At 43.5% G+C, this 16,766-nt stretch carries 14 protein-coding genes and 2 riboswitches; of the genes, 11 read left to right on the top strand and 3 right to left on the bottom strand.

Features of this window, described 5'->3' with window-relative positions; translation table 11 throughout:
* Nucleotides 1–29: 29 nt before the first annotated feature.
* The gene (locus tag A361_RS24525; RefSeq protein ID WP_019383336.1) at nt 30–785 is read left to right on the top strand and encodes an NRDE family protein; all 756 of its coding nucleotides are present in this window, start codon (nt 30–32) and stop codon (nt 783–785) included.
* 30 nt (nt 786–815) lie between these two features.
* Here the strand turns inward: A361_RS24525 and A361_RS24520 are convergent, their stop codons facing one another.
* Both A361_RS24520 and A361_RS24515 read right to left on the bottom strand, forming a co-directional pair.
* Nucleotides 816–2,231: a PAS domain-containing sensor histidine kinase gene (locus A361_RS24520; protein ID WP_019383335.1), complete on the bottom strand. Its 1,416-nt coding sequence runs from the start codon at nt 2,229–2,231 to the stop codon at nt 816–818.
* A 125-nt stretch (nt 2,232–2,356) separates the two neighbouring features.
* Nucleotides 2,357–3,781: a PLP-dependent aminotransferase family protein gene (locus A361_RS24515; RefSeq protein WP_019383334.1), complete on the bottom strand. Its 1,425-nt coding sequence runs from the start codon at nt 3,779–3,781 to the stop codon at nt 2,357–2,359.
* A gap of 131 nt (nt 3,782–3,912) precedes the next feature.
* On the opposite strand from A361_RS24515, the gene A361_RS24510 reads away from it, so the two are divergent.
* The 5 genes from A361_RS24510 to A361_RS24490 all read left to right on the top strand — a co-directional run bounded on the left by A361_RS24510 (nt 3,913) and on the right by A361_RS24490 (nt 9,067).
* The gene (locus A361_RS24510) at nt 3,913–4,827 is read left to right on the top strand and encodes a DMT family transporter (RefSeq protein ID WP_019383333.1); all 915 of its coding nucleotides are present in this window, start codon (nt 3,913–3,915) and stop codon (nt 4,825–4,827) included.
* Between the two features lie 74 nt (nt 4,828–4,901).
* Nucleotides 4,902–5,001: riboswitch (SAM riboswitch) on the top strand.
* Nucleotides 5,002–5,103: 102 nt separating this feature from the next.
* Nucleotides 5,104–5,204, top strand: a riboswitch (SAM riboswitch).
* Between the two features lie 109 nt (nt 5,205–5,313).
* The gene (locus A361_RS24505) at nt 5,314–6,345 is read left to right on the top strand and encodes a methionine ABC transporter ATP-binding protein (protein WP_019383330.1); all 1,032 of its coding nucleotides are present in this window, start codon (nt 5,314–5,316) and stop codon (nt 6,343–6,345) included.
* Complete coding sequence (locus A361_RS24500; protein ID WP_019383329.1) at nt 6,335–6,985, top strand: methionine ABC transporter permease; 651 nt, start codon at nt 6,335–6,337, stop codon at nt 6,983–6,985. Before A361_RS24505 ends, A361_RS24500 begins: the two co-directional genes overlap by 11 nt.
* Before the next feature lie 18 nt (nt 6,986–7,003).
* A complete protein-coding gene (locus A361_RS24495) occupies nt 7,004–7,831 on the top strand; it encodes a MetQ/NlpA family ABC transporter substrate-binding protein (protein WP_009331870.1) in 828 nt (275 codons plus the stop codon).
* Between the two features lie 27 nt (nt 7,832–7,858).
* Nucleotides 7,859–9,067, top strand: a complete 1,209-nt coding sequence (locus A361_RS24490) for a M20 family metallopeptidase (RefSeq protein WP_019383328.1) — start codon at nt 7,859–7,861, stop codon at nt 9,065–9,067.
* A 159-nt stretch (nt 9,068–9,226) separates the two neighbouring features.
* Here the strand turns inward: A361_RS24490 and A361_RS24485 are convergent, their stop codons facing one another.
* Complete coding sequence (locus tag A361_RS24485) at nt 9,227–9,502, bottom strand: alpha/beta-type small acid-soluble spore protein (RefSeq protein ID WP_009331868.1); 276 nt, start codon at nt 9,500–9,502, stop codon at nt 9,227–9,229.
* A gap of 149 nt (nt 9,503–9,651) precedes the next feature.
* On the opposite strand from A361_RS24485, the gene A361_RS24480 reads away from it, so the two are divergent.
* From A361_RS24480 to A361_RS24460, 5 genes are all read left to right on the top strand, one after another.
* Nucleotides 9,652–9,888, top strand: a complete 237-nt coding sequence (locus A361_RS24480) for a DUF2198 family protein (protein WP_009331867.1) — start codon at nt 9,652–9,654, stop codon at nt 9,886–9,888.
* A 395-nt stretch (nt 9,889–10,283) separates the two neighbouring features.
* Nucleotides 10,284–12,263: an excinuclease ABC subunit UvrB gene (uvrB, locus tag A361_RS24475; protein ID WP_009331866.1), complete on the top strand. Its 1,980-nt coding sequence runs from the start codon at nt 10,284–10,286 to the stop codon at nt 12,261–12,263.
* A gap of 7 nt (nt 12,264–12,270) precedes the next feature.
* Entirely contained in the window at nt 12,271–15,147 is a 2,877-nt protein-coding gene (uvrA, locus tag A361_RS24470) for an excinuclease ABC subunit UvrA (RefSeq protein WP_019383327.1), read from the top strand.
* A 132-nt stretch (nt 15,148–15,279) separates the two neighbouring features.
* Nucleotides 15,280–15,993: a GDSL-type esterase/lipase family protein gene (locus tag A361_RS24465; RefSeq protein WP_236887936.1), complete on the top strand. Its 714-nt coding sequence runs from the start codon at nt 15,280–15,282 to the stop codon at nt 15,991–15,993.
* A 206-nt stretch (nt 15,994–16,199) separates the two neighbouring features.
* On the top strand, nt 16,200–16,544 hold the full coding sequence (locus A361_RS24460; protein ID WP_009331863.1) for a hypothetical protein: 345 nt from the start codon (nt 16,200–16,202) through the stop codon (nt 16,542–16,544).
* The last annotated feature ends 222 nt before the right edge of the window (nt 16,545–16,766 follow it).

Here is a 16,766-nt window from a genome sequence, read left to right as displayed (position 1 = left end):
TAATAAATAAAACGAAAGCAGTGATCCGAATGTGTTTAATCCTTTTCGCATATAAGGTTCATCCGGCATACAAGCTTATCGTTGCTGCCAATCGCGATGAATTTTATAGGCGCCCGACTGCACCGGCCCATTTTTGGGAGGACCATCCTGCCATTCTGGCTGGACGTGATTTAAGCAAGATGGGGACATGGATGGGTGTCACAAAGAATGGACGATTTGCAGCTCTTACAAACTACCGTGATCCGAACGCAGTGACAGATGGCAAAAGATCAAGAGGAGATCTCGTAGCGGATTTCTTGAAAGGCAGTGCTTCGCCTTCTAGATTTATGAAAATAGCATCTGAACACCGCAGCAGCTATCCCGGGTACAATCTGCTTGCGGGCAATTTGGAGGAGCTCTTTTATTACTCGAACGTGGAAGATAGAATAGAACAGCTTGGACCAGGAGTGTACGGGGTGAGCAATCATGTGCTGAATACCGAGTGGCCAAAGGTGAAAAAGGGGAAGGAAGGGTTATCTAAGATAATAGATCATGCAGCAGGGGATTTTACGGAAGCCTTGTTCACACTTCTCCAGAATGCAGACCCTGCCCCTGATGACATGCTTCCGAAAACAGGAGTTTCACTGGAGTGGGAGCGGATGTTGTCTCCTTTATTTATCAGAAGTGAAGGCTACGGAACCAGGAGTTCAACTGTGATGCTGATGTCAGAGGATGAGATTTTTTATAAGGAAAGGGTACATATAGGGGATAGCCCGCAGGAACAGGAGTTTATTATTCAAAAATAAGAAGCCAGTTCAGGCATCTGGCTTCTTTCATTAGGCAAGCGGTAAAGTAATCCGCACCGTTGTTCCTTCATTTTCCCTGCTGTGGATGTAAAGATTTCCGCCATGGTTTTTAATGATTTTTTTGCAGATCATGATGCCAAGGCCTGTGCCTTTTTCTTTTGTGCTGTAAAACGGCTCTCCCAGTTTGGCGAGGCGTTCTTCGGGTATGCCAATTCCCTCATCCTCGACACTGATGATGACAGAATGGTCCTCCTGGCGGATATCCACGTTTATTTTTCCGCCCGCCGGCATGGCTTCAATCGAGTTCTTAATGATGTTAATCAGCACCTGTTTAATTTTATCTTTTTCACATTTCACATAAAACTCGCCTGGTGACTGTGTTAGTTCGATCACGATATTCTCCATAACAGCCTGGCTGTTTAAGAGAGTGATTACACTTTTTACAACGTTTGTCAGGCAGGTTTCTTCCATTTCGGTTATTTGAGGTTTGGCGAGAACGAGCAGGTCATTGACGATGCCTTCAATCCGTTCCAGCTCACTTAGGATGACCTCCGCGAAATCTCCTTTATGTTCTTCATATAATAACTGTGTAAAGCCTTTTATGGCTGTAAGCGGGTTGCGGATTTCATGGGCAATGCCTGCGGCAAGCTGACCGACAACGGAAAGTTTTTCGGCATTCTGCAGCTTTTCCTCTGTCTTCTTTTGTCCGGTCACGTCTTTAATAATGATTTGGTAGACCTTTCTGTTCTTGAAAGTGGTTGGAATCAGCTGGACTTCGGCTTTTCTCGTTTGTCCGTCAGTCCGGATCAGATTAAGCTCAAAATTCACACTTAGCTTTGTTTGCAGAAAATCATCGAGAGTGGAATGTTCTGAAGGAGGAATGTAGTCGTGGAGGGAGGTGCCGATCATCTCTTTGATGCTCGTGAATCCAAAAAGCTTTTTTCCTTCATTATTGATGTAGGTCCAAATCCCCTTTTGTGTGACCATTCCTATCGTATCCTTGGAGAACTCCACCAGAAAGCGGTACTTCTCCTGTGTTTCAAGAATCTCCTCTTCCATGATAATTCTCTGTGTCATATCCCGGATGATGCACATCATTTCTTTATCGTCATTAATGACTGAAAAATTGGCTTCAAGCCACAGATAATGCCCCTCCTTATGCCTGAAGCGAAAGGTCTCCCGTTTATGCGGAAGCTGTTCAAGCTCGGCCAAAGCATCTCTTAAGAGGTCCCGGTCATTTGGATGGCAGTATGTATAAAGGCTGCTTCGATAAAAGTCCTGCTGTGAGTACCCCAGCATCGGCAAGCAGGAAGGGGAGACATATAAAGCAATGCCTTCTTTGGTTACTCTTGCAATCACATCGCTGGAATGCTGAATGGCCAGCTGCAGATTCCTCGCTTCGACTTTATCCGCGAATAAATCTGCAGGATTCTCGGTCATGATCATTTCCTGTCCCTCCTTTTTGAAAAATGGCACTTTTCCATCATTATACAATACATGTTTGGATTGACATATAGGATAAATTTCACTCTATGCAAACTGTGAAAAGGATCCCTTGTCAGGTATCAAACTCATAGGAGCTTTCTAATTTCCTCTCCAAGGATGAATATGCCTTCCTGCAGTTCCCCCAGCGAGGCATAAGCATAGGAAATTCGTATAAAATGATTCGGCCCGTCACTGTATATGCTGCCGGGATTAATCAGCAGTTTTCTTAAAATAGCCTGCCGATAGAGGCTTCGAATTGGAATACTGGACGGTACTTTCAGCCATATAAAAAAACCTCCTTCCGGAGAATTCCATTCTGCTATCCCGGACAAGTGAGCATCTAATGTATTCAGGGCAGTATTACGACGAATTCTCAGCTGCTCACGTACCCTTTCCATATGCTTTTGATAGAGGCCGGTGGACAGCCATTTTTCAGCTACCCTTTGTGAAAGTGAACTTGAACCATAGTCAGTCTGCATTTTAAGATCTGCAAGCCGGTCGATAACAGGTTCAGGTGCTGCTACCCAGCCTATTCGAAGTCCGGGACTCAATGTTTTTGACAAGCTTCCCATATAAAGGACCTGGCCGTTTTTGTCCATTGCTTTTAATGGTGGAGGGGGCATTTCATCAAGCCATAGCTCACGATAAATATCGTCTTCCACAATTGGCAGCTGTTCTATTCTGCAAACATCAAGCAGTTCCCTCCGTCTTTTTTCTGTCATTAAAATTCCAGTCGGGTTATGGTAGGAAGGAATCGTATATAAAATGGATTTTCCTTTTTCATATTTCTTCAAAGAGATGCTTTTCGTGATAACTCCCTCTTTATCCATCGGCAATCCTTTTAAATTCATGCCTGATGACCGGAAAAGCTGTAAAGAATATAAGTAAGAGGGCTTTTCCAGAAATACGGGTGCCCCTCTTTGCACAAGGCCCAATGAAACAAGCTGCAGGGCTTGCAGCCCTCCAGAAACAATAAGTATCGAGGAAGGAGAAGCGTCTATTCCAGATGCTGCCAAATATTCACTAACTGCCTGTCTTAATGGCAAATACCCCTTTGGTTCCTCATAACCGAGTTCACTCAATTCATCAGCAGCTTCCTTTAGAACTTTCTGCATCGTTTGCACAGGGGAAATCTCAGGGGAAAGCTCTCCTTTGCTGAGCTGTATAAAAGCGGGATCCATTTCTAAATCATTAATTTCTTGAACGATTTTTTCGCTGGCTCTGTGTATCCCTGTATCGATATATTCACTCCAGTTGGCAGACTGCCTTGAAGCGAGCAAGGTCCAAGTATTATTAATAACCTTTGTGCCAACCCCCGTTTTCCCTTCTATTAGTCCATCTGCAGCAAGTTCTTCCAGAGCAGTGATAATTGTGCTTCGGTTTACTCCAAACTCCTCAGCCAGTTTCCGCTGGCTTGGAATTTTACTTCCGATTGGCCATTCCCCTTTGGAAATCTTTCCTTTAATAGTCTCAATAACTTGCTGATATTTTGGCAATTGTGCTGTATCCATCCATATAACCGCCTTTATGAAAATTGGCTGGCAAAATTCTTTCCTAATTGGTTGAGGACATTGTATCAGTTATTGATTATCCTGAAAAGCAGCACAGATAATGGCTGGAAATGTTGATAAGGGGGATGAAGTTGGCAAATAAGAAATTTATGATTATCGGGGCGCATAGTTCTATCATCATTCTTTGGGCATCCGCATTCCCGGGAATTCGGGCTGGGCTTGAATCGTACTCCCCTGAGCACCTTGCCCTTTTTAGACTTTTAGTTGGTTCGGCTGCACTTGGTGTCTTAGCACTGCTGACAAGGATGCGTCTTCCGGATATAAAAGATCTTCCTGCTATTTTTATACTTGGATTCCTTGGTTTTACGGTTTATCATACAGCTCTCAACATTGGGGAAAAAACAGTAAGCGCCGGGCCGGCAAGCTTGATTGTATCAATGACTCCGATCTTTTCGGCTGCGTTGGCTGCTTTATTTTTAAGGGAAAGGTTTGGAAGGGTCAGGTGGACTGGTTCCGCAGTCAGTTTTGCTGGTGCCGCACTTATTTCGCTTGGTGCAGGAGGAGGGTTTGAAATCCAAACCGGTATTTTATTTGTCCTGCTTGCTTCCATTTCAGAAAGCATCTATTTCGTGTTTCAGACTAAATATTTTAATAAATACGGATTTTTGTCATTTACATCCTATACGGTATGGGCAGGGACTGGTTTTATGCTGATTTATCTTCCTGGGCTTGGTAATGAGATCTTTCATGCATCGGCCGAATCCACTTTAAGTGTCATCTATTTGGGGATTTTTCCAACGGTAATTCCATATATTGCCCTAGCTTTTCTTGCGTCCATAGGAGGGACTTCTGAAGCGACAAGCTCTCTTTATCTGACACCAGCAATAGCATTTGTCATTGCTTGGGTTTGGCTGGGAGAGGTGCCGACTATGTTATCCATTGCGGGTGGTATAATCGCTCTGGCAGGTGTGATGATTATTCACCGTAAAGACAGCCCTGTTAAAGTAACGGAAATTTTTGAAAATGGCCCAAGTGAAAATATTTGAAAAATAATGATTGACATCCTTTTCTTTATGGTGGTAAAGTAATAAGCATATTAAACAACCGAATAATAAAAATCTTCTTATCCAGAGAGGTTGAGGGACTGGCCCTATGACACCTCGGCAGCGGACAAAAGTGTACCGTGCCAAATCCAGCAAGCGTAGCTTGAAAGATAAGAAGAGGACCATTGATAAATGCCGCCCTCTTCTTTCTTTAGAAGAGGGTTTTTGTTTTTATCCGAAAAAAATGCATCAAGATTCTATTCATAAACATATGAATAATTCTTATCGAGAGAAGCAGAGGGACCTGGCCCAATGAAGCTTCGGCAGCAGGCAGACTGCACTGTGCCAAACCCAGCAGGCGATAGCCTGAAAGATAAGGAGGGGACTTCAAAAAACCTCTTCTGTTAGAAGGGGTAAATTTCAGGATATAATTCTTAGTTTTCACATAGGATTAATTATATATAACATTTAGAAAAGGAGAGATGCTGAATGATAGAGTTTCAGAATTTAAAGAAAATCTATGAAAGCGGAGGACAGCAGGTAGCTGCTTTAAATGGAATAGACTTAAAGATTAACAAAGGTGAGATTTTCGGTGTGATCGGCTTCAGCGGTGCGGGAAAGAGCTCTTTGATCCGCTGTGTCAATTGGCTGGAGAAGCCGACTTCAGGAAAGGTCATTGTCAGTGGACATGATCTGACGGCTTTATCTGTAAGAGAAATTCGCGAAGTGAAAAGAAACATCGGGATGGTCTTTCAGCATTTTAACCTTTTAAATTCGAAAACAGTGTTTGCCAATGTGGCGATGCCGCTCACACTGGCTAAGATCCCTAAAGATGACATCAAAAAGCGTGTCCATGAACTATTAGAATTCGTGGGGCTTGCAGACAAGGCAAACAGCTATCCCGATCAGCTGTCAGGCGGGCAAAAGCAGCGGATCGGAATTGCCAGGGCGCTGGCGACCCAGCCTTCCATTCTATTATGTGATGAAGCAACTTCAGCGCTGGATCCGCAGACAACCAGCTCTATCCTGCAGCTGCTGAAAAAAATAAATAAAGAATACAACATTACTATACTGATCATTACCCATGAAATGTCTGTAATCAGAGAGATCTGTGATCGTGTCGCTGTAATAGAGGCAGGAAAAATTATCGAAGAAGGAACCGTCTTCAATGTCTTTTCATCACCAAAGACGCAAACAGCGAAAAACTTTGTCAGCACTGTCATGAATGATCAAATACCTGACTCCATTAAAGAAGTGATTGAAAAACAGCAAGGGCTTCAAAAGGTATTTAGAATCAACTTTGTTGGAAATTCTGCCGGGCAGCCGCTCCTCTCGCAGGTTGCCAAAAAGTTTAATATCGACTTCAACGTCCTGTTTGGAAATATTACTGAACTTCAGGGAACACCGTTTGGCAACCTGATTGTCGAATTCCAGGGTCCGGACAGTGAAATCAGACGTGCTATTCAGTACATCAGCCAGGAAAAAATTTCAATAAAGGAAGTGACAACACGTGCTAGTTAATCAGGAAAAAATCATCGAAGCCTTAATCGAAACGATTCAAATGGTGGCATTCTCATTGCTGTTTTCAGCTGTTATCGGACTGCCGCTTGGTATATTGCTTGTCGTAACAAGGAAAGGGCATCTGCTGGAAAACCTCGTTGTTTTTAATATCATAAACAGCATTATTAATATTTTCAGATCAGTTCCCTTCATTATTTTAATGGTAGCCATTATCCCCATTACCAGGCTGATTGTCGGAACATCGATAGGTACGGCTGCAGCCGTAGTGCCGCTAGTCTTTTATGCCGGGCCATATATTGCAAGATTAATAGAAAACTCATTGCTTGAGGTAGATCCGGGTGTTATAGAAGCTGCAGAAGCAATGGGAGCAACACCAGGCCAGATAATACTAAAATTCCTGATTCCGGAAGCACTTAGTTCGCTGGTATTAGGCTTTACAATTGCAACAATCGGATTGGTCGGAGCATCAGCCATGGCCGGGGCAGTCGGAGGCGGCGGGCTTGGTGACCTCGCCATTACCTACGGCTACCAGCGATTCGATACAACAGTCATGCTGATTACCGTTGCGATCTTAGTTGTCATGGTTCAAGGCCTGCAGTCATTCGGAAATATCTTATCCAAAAAAATCAGAAGAAGATAAATAAGGAGGAAATACATCATGAAAAAACTATTCTTAACATTCATTATTTTAGCATTGGGTGTGTTCACTGCAGCATGCTCAAGCACAACTGGAGGAGAAGAAACAAAGAAGATTAAATTAGGTGTAAGCGGTTCTGATACACGCATCTGGGACTTTATTGCAGAAAAGGCTGAAAAGGAAGGCATTGAAATTGAAGTTGTGACATTCTCTGACTATGTGCAGCCCAATGTTGCCCTTGCAGAAGGAGATCTTGATGTGAATGCATTCCAAACAGTCGCTTATTTTGACACTTTTATTAAAGAGCATAATATGGATCTTACCCCAATAGCGACAACTGTTTTAGCACCAATGGGGCTTTATTCTGAAAAAGTAAAATCGGCAGAAGACATTCCGGAAGGCGGCAAAATTGCCATTCCAAATGATGCTTCAAATGGCGGAAGAGCCCTTCTTTTACTGGAGGAAGCCGGCCTGATTAAATTATCCGAGGACTATGACGGAAACCTGGACTTGAATAAAATCGTTGAAAATCCGAAGAACCTTGAATTTGTAGAAATGGTATCAGCGCAGACACCGCGTGCACTTCCGGATGTCTCTGCTTCTGTAATCAATAACGGAATTGCCGTAGATGCAGGCTTTAACCCAACTAAGGATTCAATTTTTATTGAAAGTGAAACCGCTACTCCATACGTAAATATCATTGCTGTCCGAACAGAAGACAAGGATAACAAAACGCTTAAGAGAATTGCTGAACTTTACCAGGAAGATGATGTAGCTGATTTCATTACGAAGGAATATGACGGAAGCATGATCCCGACTTTTATTCCTTTAAGTGATATTGGCTGGTAAAAAATTATTTATAAAGGAGGAACAATGATGGCGGCACCTGTAAAAGCACTATCTGAACTGAAAGAAGCAATCAAGAAAAATGTTGAGGGAAATAAAGAACTTTATCTTTCCGCAAGCCACCAGATCCATGCGACCCCGGAAATAGGAAATGAGGAGTTTTTTGCCTCTGGCTTGCTTTCAGGCATCCTTGAGAAGGAAGGTTTTGAAGTTGAGCGGGCAGTGGCCGGGCATGAAACAGCTTTCCTTGCCCGGAAAAAATCCGATAAACCAGGGCCGTCTATTGCATTCCTTGCAGAATATGATGCCCTTCCCGGGCTGGGTCATGGATGCGGCCACAATATCATTGGCACAACAAGTGTGGCAGCAGCCATTGCATTGAGCAAGGTTATTGATGAGACCGGAGGAGAGGCAGTAGTATTTGGAACCCCGGCAGAAGAAGGCGGGCCAAATGGAAGTGCAAAAGGCAGCTTTGTGAAGCATGGCTTACTTGAAGGCATTGACGCTGCCCTAATGGTTCATCCATCAAACCATACCCGCCTGACCAGTTCATCACTGGCAGTTGATCCGCTTGACTTCGAGTTTATCGGTAAGCCTGCCCATGCGGCAGCTTCACCGGAGGAAGGAATCAATGCCCTTGATGCAGTTATTCAGCTATTTAACGGAATTAATGCCCTTCGTCAGCAATTAAAGGATGATGTACGAATCCATGGCATTATTACTCATGGCGGGGATGCTCCAAATATTATCCCTGAGTATGCAAAAGCCAGATTCTTCATCCGTGCTACAACCAGAACCAGTCTTAATGAGGTAACACGGAAGGTTAAAGCTGTCGCTGAAGGCGCCGCATTGGCAACCGGAGCAAAGCTCAATGTTATTGCTTTTCAAAATGAAGTTGATAACCTGCTGTTAAACAAGACATATGACCAAGTGTTTAAAGAAGTGATTGAAGACTTGGGAGAAACGGTCGTTGAAGGGGACAGAGATGGAATCGGCTCGACGGATGCAGGCAACATCAGCCAAGTGGTGCCAACCATTCATCCTTATATTAAAATTGGTGCAGATGATCTTGTTGCCCATACAGTTCCGTTTCGTGAGGCTGCAGCATCTGTAAAAGGAGACGAAGCACTGATAACCGGGGCAAAAGGGCTCGCACTCACTGCCTTCCAGCTGGTAACAGACCAGGAGCTGCTTAAATCCATTAAACAGGAATTTCTAGAGCGGAAAGCCGCTGAATAAGAACAAAAGCTATCCTCTTTGCGGGATAGCTTTTCCTTATTCAGTGAGTCTTTTCCTCAAATTGGAGGTTTCTTTCCCTAATTTGCTGAATAATATTTTCCGTAAATTTAGTCTGCGTTTCCCCAATTTTCTCATTCTTTTCCCGAAGTTCACGATTACCTACTGTTCCTTCATCTGTTCCTGTGCCATCCGAATAAGCTCCTTCACCATACTTCCGCCAATCTTCCCGCCCACTGTTCCTGCCTGTTTGGATGTAAGACGGCCGTTATATCCCGGCTTCAATGGCACACCGGCCTCCTCGGCAATTTCATATTTCACGACATCGGGATTTTCATTGTCAACATGGTATCCCTGGTTTGCCATTACCTGATTTTTAAGCTGGTCTAATGCCGCTCTTGATTCCGGCACAAGCGGGCGTCTTTTTCTTCTTGCCATGATGCATTCCTCCATAATAAGTACTTTTTCTTATTATGTGATAGAACATAGGGAATAACACTGAAAAAACTTGTACATCTTCTTATGAAAAGATATTCTAATGTTAGAAACCCTGAATCATTGTGAATAAACAAAAGAAGGTGTTTTGGTTGGCATTAAAATACTTGTCAGCTCTGCTGCTGCCCGGCCTGCTGGTTTTGCTCTTTACGAGAGTAAGCTATAATCGTGTGATTGGGCTTGTATTGACGGTGGGACTGATTGCTGCTTCTGTCTATAAAGGGTATACAAATTCATTTGCCTTGATTGTTATAGACGCACTTTCATTGACTGTCGGGTTTTGGTACGCTCAAAAACTGAAGCCCAAAACAAAGCCAAGTGCGGAATAATTTTTGCGGAACCTGTCGATCAAACGTATCGACAGGTTTTTTGTAAAATGAAATTTCAGCTTTATTTTTGCTCGCATAAAATCAGCTATTAATCAATATCAATCAAACAATTGATTTAATTTCAGGAGGTTAATCAAACGTTTGATTAACCTTGCTTCGACACCACCCTCAAGAATTCGGCATATTTCCCAAGCAATATTTACCCGGCAAAAATAAAAAAAACGAATATCCGTTCGCATATTGTTGGTTTGTTTTAGGCTCTTTGTGGTAGAATGATGATATGAGTTTTGAGTAAAAAACTGACAAATCAGCCATGCATCCCGGATCTTAAATTCTTTCAATGCTGGTTTGTGATTAATATATAGATAAAAGTAATTTGAACGGGAGGCTTATAGGTGAAGGATCAATTTGAATTAGTCTCAAAATATTCCCCTCAGGGCGATCAGCCTGGGGCAATCAAAAAAATTGTGGAGGGAATTAATTCCGGCAAGAAGCACCAGACGCTTTTGGGTGCAACAGGAACGGGAAAAACCTTCACAGTTTCAAATGTTATACAAGAGGTTAACAAGCCGACGCTAGTCATTGCGCATAATAAGACACTTGCAGGGCAGTTATACAGTGAATTTAAGGACTTTTTTCCAAACAATGCTGTTGAGTATTTTGTCAGCTATTATGACTACTATCAGCCGGAGGCATATGTGCCTTCTACAGATACCTTTATTGAAAAAGATGCAAGCATCAATGATGAAATTGATAAGCTCCGCCACTCGGCGACTTCTTCATTATTTGAGCGCAAAGATGTCATTATAATTGCCAGTGTGTCTTGTATATATGGTTTGGGTTCTCCTGAAGAATACAGTGAAATGGTGCTATCCCTCAGAACCGGCATGGAGATTGAGAGGAACCAGCTTCTTCACAGGCTCGTTGACATTCAGTATGAACGCAATGATATCGACTTCCAGCGCGGCACCTTCCGTGTACGCGGGGATGTAGTAGAGATTTTCCCGGCATCACGGGATGAGCATTGTATCCGTGTAGAGTTTTTCGGGGATGAGATAGACCGGATCCGTGAAGTAGATGCCCTCACCGGAGAAATTATGGGTGAACGTGAGCACGTTGCGATCTTCCCGGCATCCCACTTCGTAACGCGTGAAGAAAAAATGCGGATCGCCGTCCAGAACATTGAAAAAGAACTGGAAGAGCGCCTTGCTGAATTAAGAGAAAACGATAAGCTGCTTGAAGCCCAGCGCCTCGAGCAGCGGACCCGCTATGACCTTGAGATGATGAGGGAGATGGGTTTTTGTTCCGGCATAGAAAACTACTCCCGCCACCTTACATTAAGGCCGCCTGGTTCAACACCGTATACCCTTCTGGATTATTTTCCGGAAGACTTTCTAATTGTGATTGATGAGTCGCACGTAACTCTGCCGCAAATCCGCGGTATGTTCAATGGTGACCAGGCAAGAAAATCCGTGCTTGTGGACCATGGTTTCCGTTTGCCTTCAGCCATGGATAACAGGCCGCTTACGTTTACCGAGTTCGAAAAGCATGTGAAACAGGCTGTCTTTGTTTCTGCAACACCTGGCCCTTATGAGCTTGAGCATACACCGGAAATGATTGAGCAAATTATCCGCCCAACCGGTTTGCTTGATCCCACTATTGATGTCCGTCCAATCGAAGGGCAAATTGATGACCTAATCGGTGAAATCCAGGATCGCATTCAGAAAAATGAACGTGTGCTTGTCACTACATTAACAAAGAAAATGTCTGAGGACTTGACAGACTACTTAAAAGAAATCGGCATTAAAGTGCAGTATCTGCACTCAGAGGTAAAAACGCTTGAGCGGATTGAGATTATCAGAGAGCTTCGTCTAGGTAAATACGATGTGTTAGTCGGAATCAACCTTCTAAGGGAAGGACTTGATATACCGGAAGTGTCTCTCGTTACTATACTTGATGCTGATAAGGAAGGTTTCCTCCGTTCGGAACGTTCACTCATCCAGACGATTGGACGTGCAGCGCGTAATGCGAATGGCCATGTCATAATGTACGCAGACCGGATCACTGACAGCATGGAAAAAGCCATCAGTGAAACAAAGCGCCGCCGGTCCATTCAGGAAGAGTACAATAAGAAGCATGGCATCACGCCAATGACTATACAGAAGGATATACGCGATTCAATCCGTGCAACACATGCGGCAGAAGAGCAGGAAGAATACCAGCCGTCAGCAAAGCTCGGCAAGCTGAACAAGAAAGAGCGCGAGAAGCTGATCGGCGATATGGAAAAAGAAATGAAGGAAGCGGCCAAATCCCTGAATTTCGAAAGGGCTGCCGAGCTTCGTGATCTAATATTAGAGCTGAAAGCGGAAGGATGACGTAAAAATGGCGATGGATAAACTGATTGTAAAGGGTGCCAGAGCCCATAATCTGAAAAATATAGATGTCACCATTCCGAGAGATAAGCTTGTCGTCCTGACCGGACTTTCAGGTTCAGGAAAGTCCTCACTGGCATTTGATACGATTTATGCAGAAGGGCAGCGCCGCTATGTGGAATCATTATCTGCTTATGCCCGGCAATTCCTCGGCCAGATGGATAAGCCTGACGTGGATGCGATCGAAGGTCTGTCTCCTGCCATTTCAATTGACCAAAAGACGACAAGCAGAAATCCTCGTTCCACAGTGGGAACGGTGACAGAAATTTATGATTATCTGCGATTATTATTTGCAAGGGTGGGGCGTCCAACCTGTCCGATTCACAATATTGAAATCTCCTCACAGACCATAGAGCAAATGGTTGACCGGATTATGGAGTACCCCGAAAGAACAAAACTCCAGGTTATGGCTCCGCTTGTATCCGGCCGAAAAGGGACACATGTAAAAGTGTTTGAAGATGTCAAAAAGCAGGGGTTTGTCCGTGTCCGTGTCGATGGAGAAATGATGGATCTCGGTGATGAGATTGAGCTGGAAAAAAATAAAAAGCACTCTATAGAAGTAGTAATCGACCGGATTGTCGTAAAAGAAGGCGTAGCACCAAGGCTTGCAGATTCATTGGAAACCGCGTTGAATCTGGGCAATGGCAAGGTGCTTGTGGATGTAATCGGGGAAGAAGAACTGCTGTTCAGCGAGAACCACGCATGTCCTCAATGCGGGTTTTCAATCGGCGAACTTGAGCCAAGAATGTTCTCTTTTAATAGTCCGTTTGGTGCCTGTACGGAATGTGACGGATTGGGCTCAAAGCTGGAGGTAGATATTGATCTGGTCATACCCAATAAGGATCTTTCATTAAAGCAAAATGCTATTGCCCCATGGGAACCGACCAGCTCTCAATATTATCCTCAGCTGCTGGAGGCGGTATGCAATCATTATGGAATTGATATGGACGTTCCGGTTAAGGATATTCCTGAACACTTGCTTGAAAAAGTTTTATACGGATCCGCCAAGGACAGCATTTATTTCCGATATGAAAACGATTTTGGCCAGGTGCGGGAGAATTATATCCATTTTGAAGGTGTCATCCGCAATGTGGAGCGCCGCTATAAAGAAACAAGCTCTGATTATATCCGGGAGCAAATGGAAAAATACATGGCCCAGCATCCATGTCCTTCCTGTAAAGGCTACCGTCTGAAGCCGGAAACGCTTGCGGTGCTTGTATCAGGAAAGCATATCGGCCATGTGACAGAATATTCGATTGAGGAAGCATTCAGCTTCTTTGAGAATCTGACACTGTCTGAAAAAGAAATGAAGATTGCCAAACTCATTTTCCGTGAGATTAAGGAGAGGCTAGGCTTCCTCATTAATGTCGGGCTGGATTACCTGACATTAAGCCGGGCAGCGGGAACTTTGTCCGGCGGTGAAGCTCAGCGTATCCGCCTGGCCACACAAATCGGTTCGCGCCTGACAGGCGTACTCTACATTCTGGATGAGCCTTCCATTGGTCTCCATCAGCGTGATAATGACCGCTTGATTGATACACTTAAAAATATGCGGGATATCGGCAACACCCTGATCGTGGTAGAACACGATGAAGATACAATGGTGGCAGCCGACTATTTAATTGATGTAGGTCCGGGAGCAGGGGTTCATGGAGGACAAATCGTTTCAGCTGGTACCCCTCAGGAGGTAATGGATGATCCAAACTCCCTGACAGGGCAATATTTGTCAGGCAAGAAATTCATTCCGCTTCCAATTGAGCGCCGAAAGAATGACGGACGCTTTATCGAAATTAAAGGGGCTAAGGAAAACAATCTTAAAAATGTAAGCGTTAAGTTCCCGCTCGGCACTTTTATTTCCGTTACTGGTGTATCAGGATCGGGCAAGAGTACATTGATTAATGAAATCCTTCATAAAGGGCTTGCCCAAAAGCTTCATAGAGCCAAATCAAAGCCGGGTGAGCATAAAGAAATTAAAGGTGTGGATCACCTCGACAAAGTCATTGATATCGACCAATCTCCAATCGGACGGACACCTCGTTCCAATCCGGCAACATACACCGGAGTGTTTGATGATATTCGTGATGTATTTGCTTCAACCAATGAAGCAAAAGTTCGCGGCTACAAAAAGGGGCGCTTCAGCTTCAATGTAAAAGGCGGACGATGTGAAGCATGCCGCGGAGACGGGATCATCAAGATTGAAATGCACTTCCTGCCTGATGTGTATGTGCCATGTGAAGTATGTCATGGCAAACGCTATAACAGGGAAACACTTGAAGTGAAGTATAATGGGAAGAATATTTCGGAGATTCTCGATATGACAGTGGAAGATGCACTGGAGTTTTTCGAAAATATTCCTAAAATCCGCCGCAAGCTGCAGACGATTTATGATGTTGGCCTGGGCTACATCACTTTGGGACAGCCTGCGACAACATTGTCCGGCGGTGAAGCGCAGCGTGTCAAACTTGCTTCCGAATTGCACCGCCGTTCAACGGGCCGCTCCCTGTACATTCTTGATGAACCGACAACAGGTCTTCATGTTGATGATATCTCAAGACTGCTCGTGGTCCTTCAGCGTCTTGTTGAAAATGGAGACACGGTACTGGTTATTGAGCATAATCTTGATGTCATCAAGGCAGCCGACTATATAGTGGACCTTGGACCTGAGGGCGGAGATAAGGGAGGTACCATCTTAGCAGCCGGTACACCGGAAAAAATTGCCGAAGTCCCGGAATCCTACACAGGCAAATACCTCAAACCAATCCTGGAAAGAGACCGCCTGAGAATGAAACAGCAAATTGAAGAGAAAGAGGGCGTGACAAACGCTTAATTAGGAGGAAGCAGTACCGTTTTGGTACTGTTTCTTTTTTATGTAAAAGAGATTAATTCTCCTGGATGAGGGGTATAGAACATGCGTCTGCAGCAACCCTCAATAATCTCAACCAAGAAAGGAACATTCACTATGAAAAATAAAATCTATCTTTTGGCAGGCCTTATTTTGCTTGGGTTCGGCATCTATCTATCCATCACATTTCTTGGAGAGGAAAAAAAGGCTGAAAGCAATCAATCGATTGTAGCTTTTGGCGATTCGCTCACCTACGGATATGGAGATGAAACTGAGGAGGGGTACATTGGCAGGCTGCAGACCAAACTGGATCGGACATTTCCGGAGAAGAATTATACAATAACAAATCATGGAGTGTATGGCTTTAAATCTTCGGATGTCCTTCAGCAAATGCTCAAACCGGAAGTGGCACAGGATATTAAAAATGCAGATATGTTTATCGTATATATTGGAACAAACGATTTGCTGAAAAGCAACGGAGGGGATCTTTATCCGCTCCATCACGAAAAACTGGTTGAAGCTAAAGACATTTATGAGGATAAACTGAATGGAATCCTTGAAACACTGGAAACCGCCAACAGTGATGCACCTGTTATCCTTCTCGGACTATACAATCCCTATCCGGACGGTGACCAGATTGAAAAATATATTGACCATTGGAACAATTCCATAAGAAAAAAAGCAGTGGAAGATAAAAATATCACCTACATTTCTACCAATGAACTATTCAAGGGAAAAAACAAGAAACAGTACTTCGCTGATTCCCTTCATCCGAACGGAAAGGGATATGAGATGATTGCGGATAGGATTATGGAAGGCTTTTCTTTTTAATAAAATTTAAAGCTTACTAAATTGATTTTAGCACCTGTTGCCTGGAGCGGAAATCAACAGGTCAAATCAAAAGAACCATTTGAAGTTCCTTCCTTTCTGACCATTTGATAACACAATGTAATGTTCCAGCAAAATCGATGTAACCAAGCAGCGTTATACTCCTATATAAGGGAAGCTATTGCCTGGAAACAGAAGGGGAGGTCATTATGGAGGATTATTTAGAGAAGTCTCTGGAAGAATGGAAAGAAGATATTTCTGAGGTTTTGGATCAGATTAATAATGAATATGAGGATGTTAAAAAAGAGCTTAAAGTATATTCCTACAAATATGGAATTACAAAGCAGGTTATCCAGTCTACTGTGAACGAAGAGATTATTGATAATATCCGCGAAATGTATCATAAGCCTTTTGAAGAGAAGTATAACGAATTGAAAGAATACATACGTGATTTGGATGAAAAACGAAAAGTTTTCCAAATGTTTGTCAATAAAATCGACGAAGTGAAAAAGAAGGAAGCGCCTCGCACTGACCTGGCAGCTGCCTATAAATAGGACATAATCATAAAACCGTCTTTTCAAGAAAGGCGGTTTTTAATATAGAAAAAGCTATGCGACTTGAGGCTATGGAACCCCTCAGCCTGCAGATGTATTTTTAGAAATATGGAGGAAAATGCTCCTTTGATTTTCTATAATGAAGAAGAGGCTGAAACTTTTAGCGCTCCATTTCCGTATGACAGATAAGGTGAAACTTCAATCAGTGGGTTTTTTTTATCC

It is taken from the genome of Cytobacillus oceanisediminis 2691 (assembly GCF_000294775.2).
Classification (GTDB): Bacteria; Bacillota; Bacilli; order Bacillales; family Cytobacillaceae; genus Cytobacillus; species Cytobacillus pseudoceanisediminis.
Note: the sequence above shows the minus strand (reverse complement) of the source record. Positions and strands in the feature narration are given on the sequence as shown.

Excerpts from the sequence above, each read along its gene's own strand:
- A361_RS24515 (WP_019383334.1), bottom strand. The coding sequence starts at position 3,781 with ATGGATACAGCACAATTGCCAAAATATCAGCAAGTTATTGAGACTATT.
- uvrA (WP_019383327.1), top strand. The coding sequence starts at position 12,271 with ATGGCGATGGATAAACTGATTGTAAAGGGTGCCAGAGCCCATAATCTG.
- A361_RS24460 (WP_009331863.1), top strand. The coding sequence starts at position 16,200 with ATGGAGGATTATTTAGAGAAGTCTCTGGAAGAATGGAAAGAAGATATT.
- A361_RS24505 (WP_019383330.1), top strand. The coding sequence starts at position 5,314 with ATGATAGAGTTTCAGAATTTAAAGAAAATCTATGAAAGCGGAGGACAG.
- A361_RS24520 (WP_019383335.1), bottom strand. The coding sequence starts at position 2,231 with ATGATCATGACCGAGAATCCTGCAGATTTATTCGCGGATAAAGTCGAA.
- A361_RS24525 (WP_019383336.1), top strand. The coding sequence starts at position 30 with ATGTGTTTAATCCTTTTCGCATATAAGGTTCATCCGGCATACAAGCTT.
- A361_RS24465 (WP_236887936.1), top strand. The coding sequence starts at position 15,280 with ATGAAAAATAAAATCTATCTTTTGGCAGGCCTTATTTTGCTTGGGTTC.
- A361_RS24495 (WP_009331870.1), top strand. The coding sequence starts at position 7,004 with ATGAAAAAACTATTCTTAACATTCATTATTTTAGCATTGGGTGTGTTC.
- A361_RS24490 (WP_019383328.1), top strand. The coding sequence starts at position 7,859 with ATGGCGGCACCTGTAAAAGCACTATCTGAACTGAAAGAAGCAATCAAG.
- A361_RS24485 (WP_009331868.1), bottom strand. The coding sequence starts at position 9,502 with ATGGCAAGAAGAAAAAGACGCCCGCTTGTGCCGGAATCAAGAGCGGCA.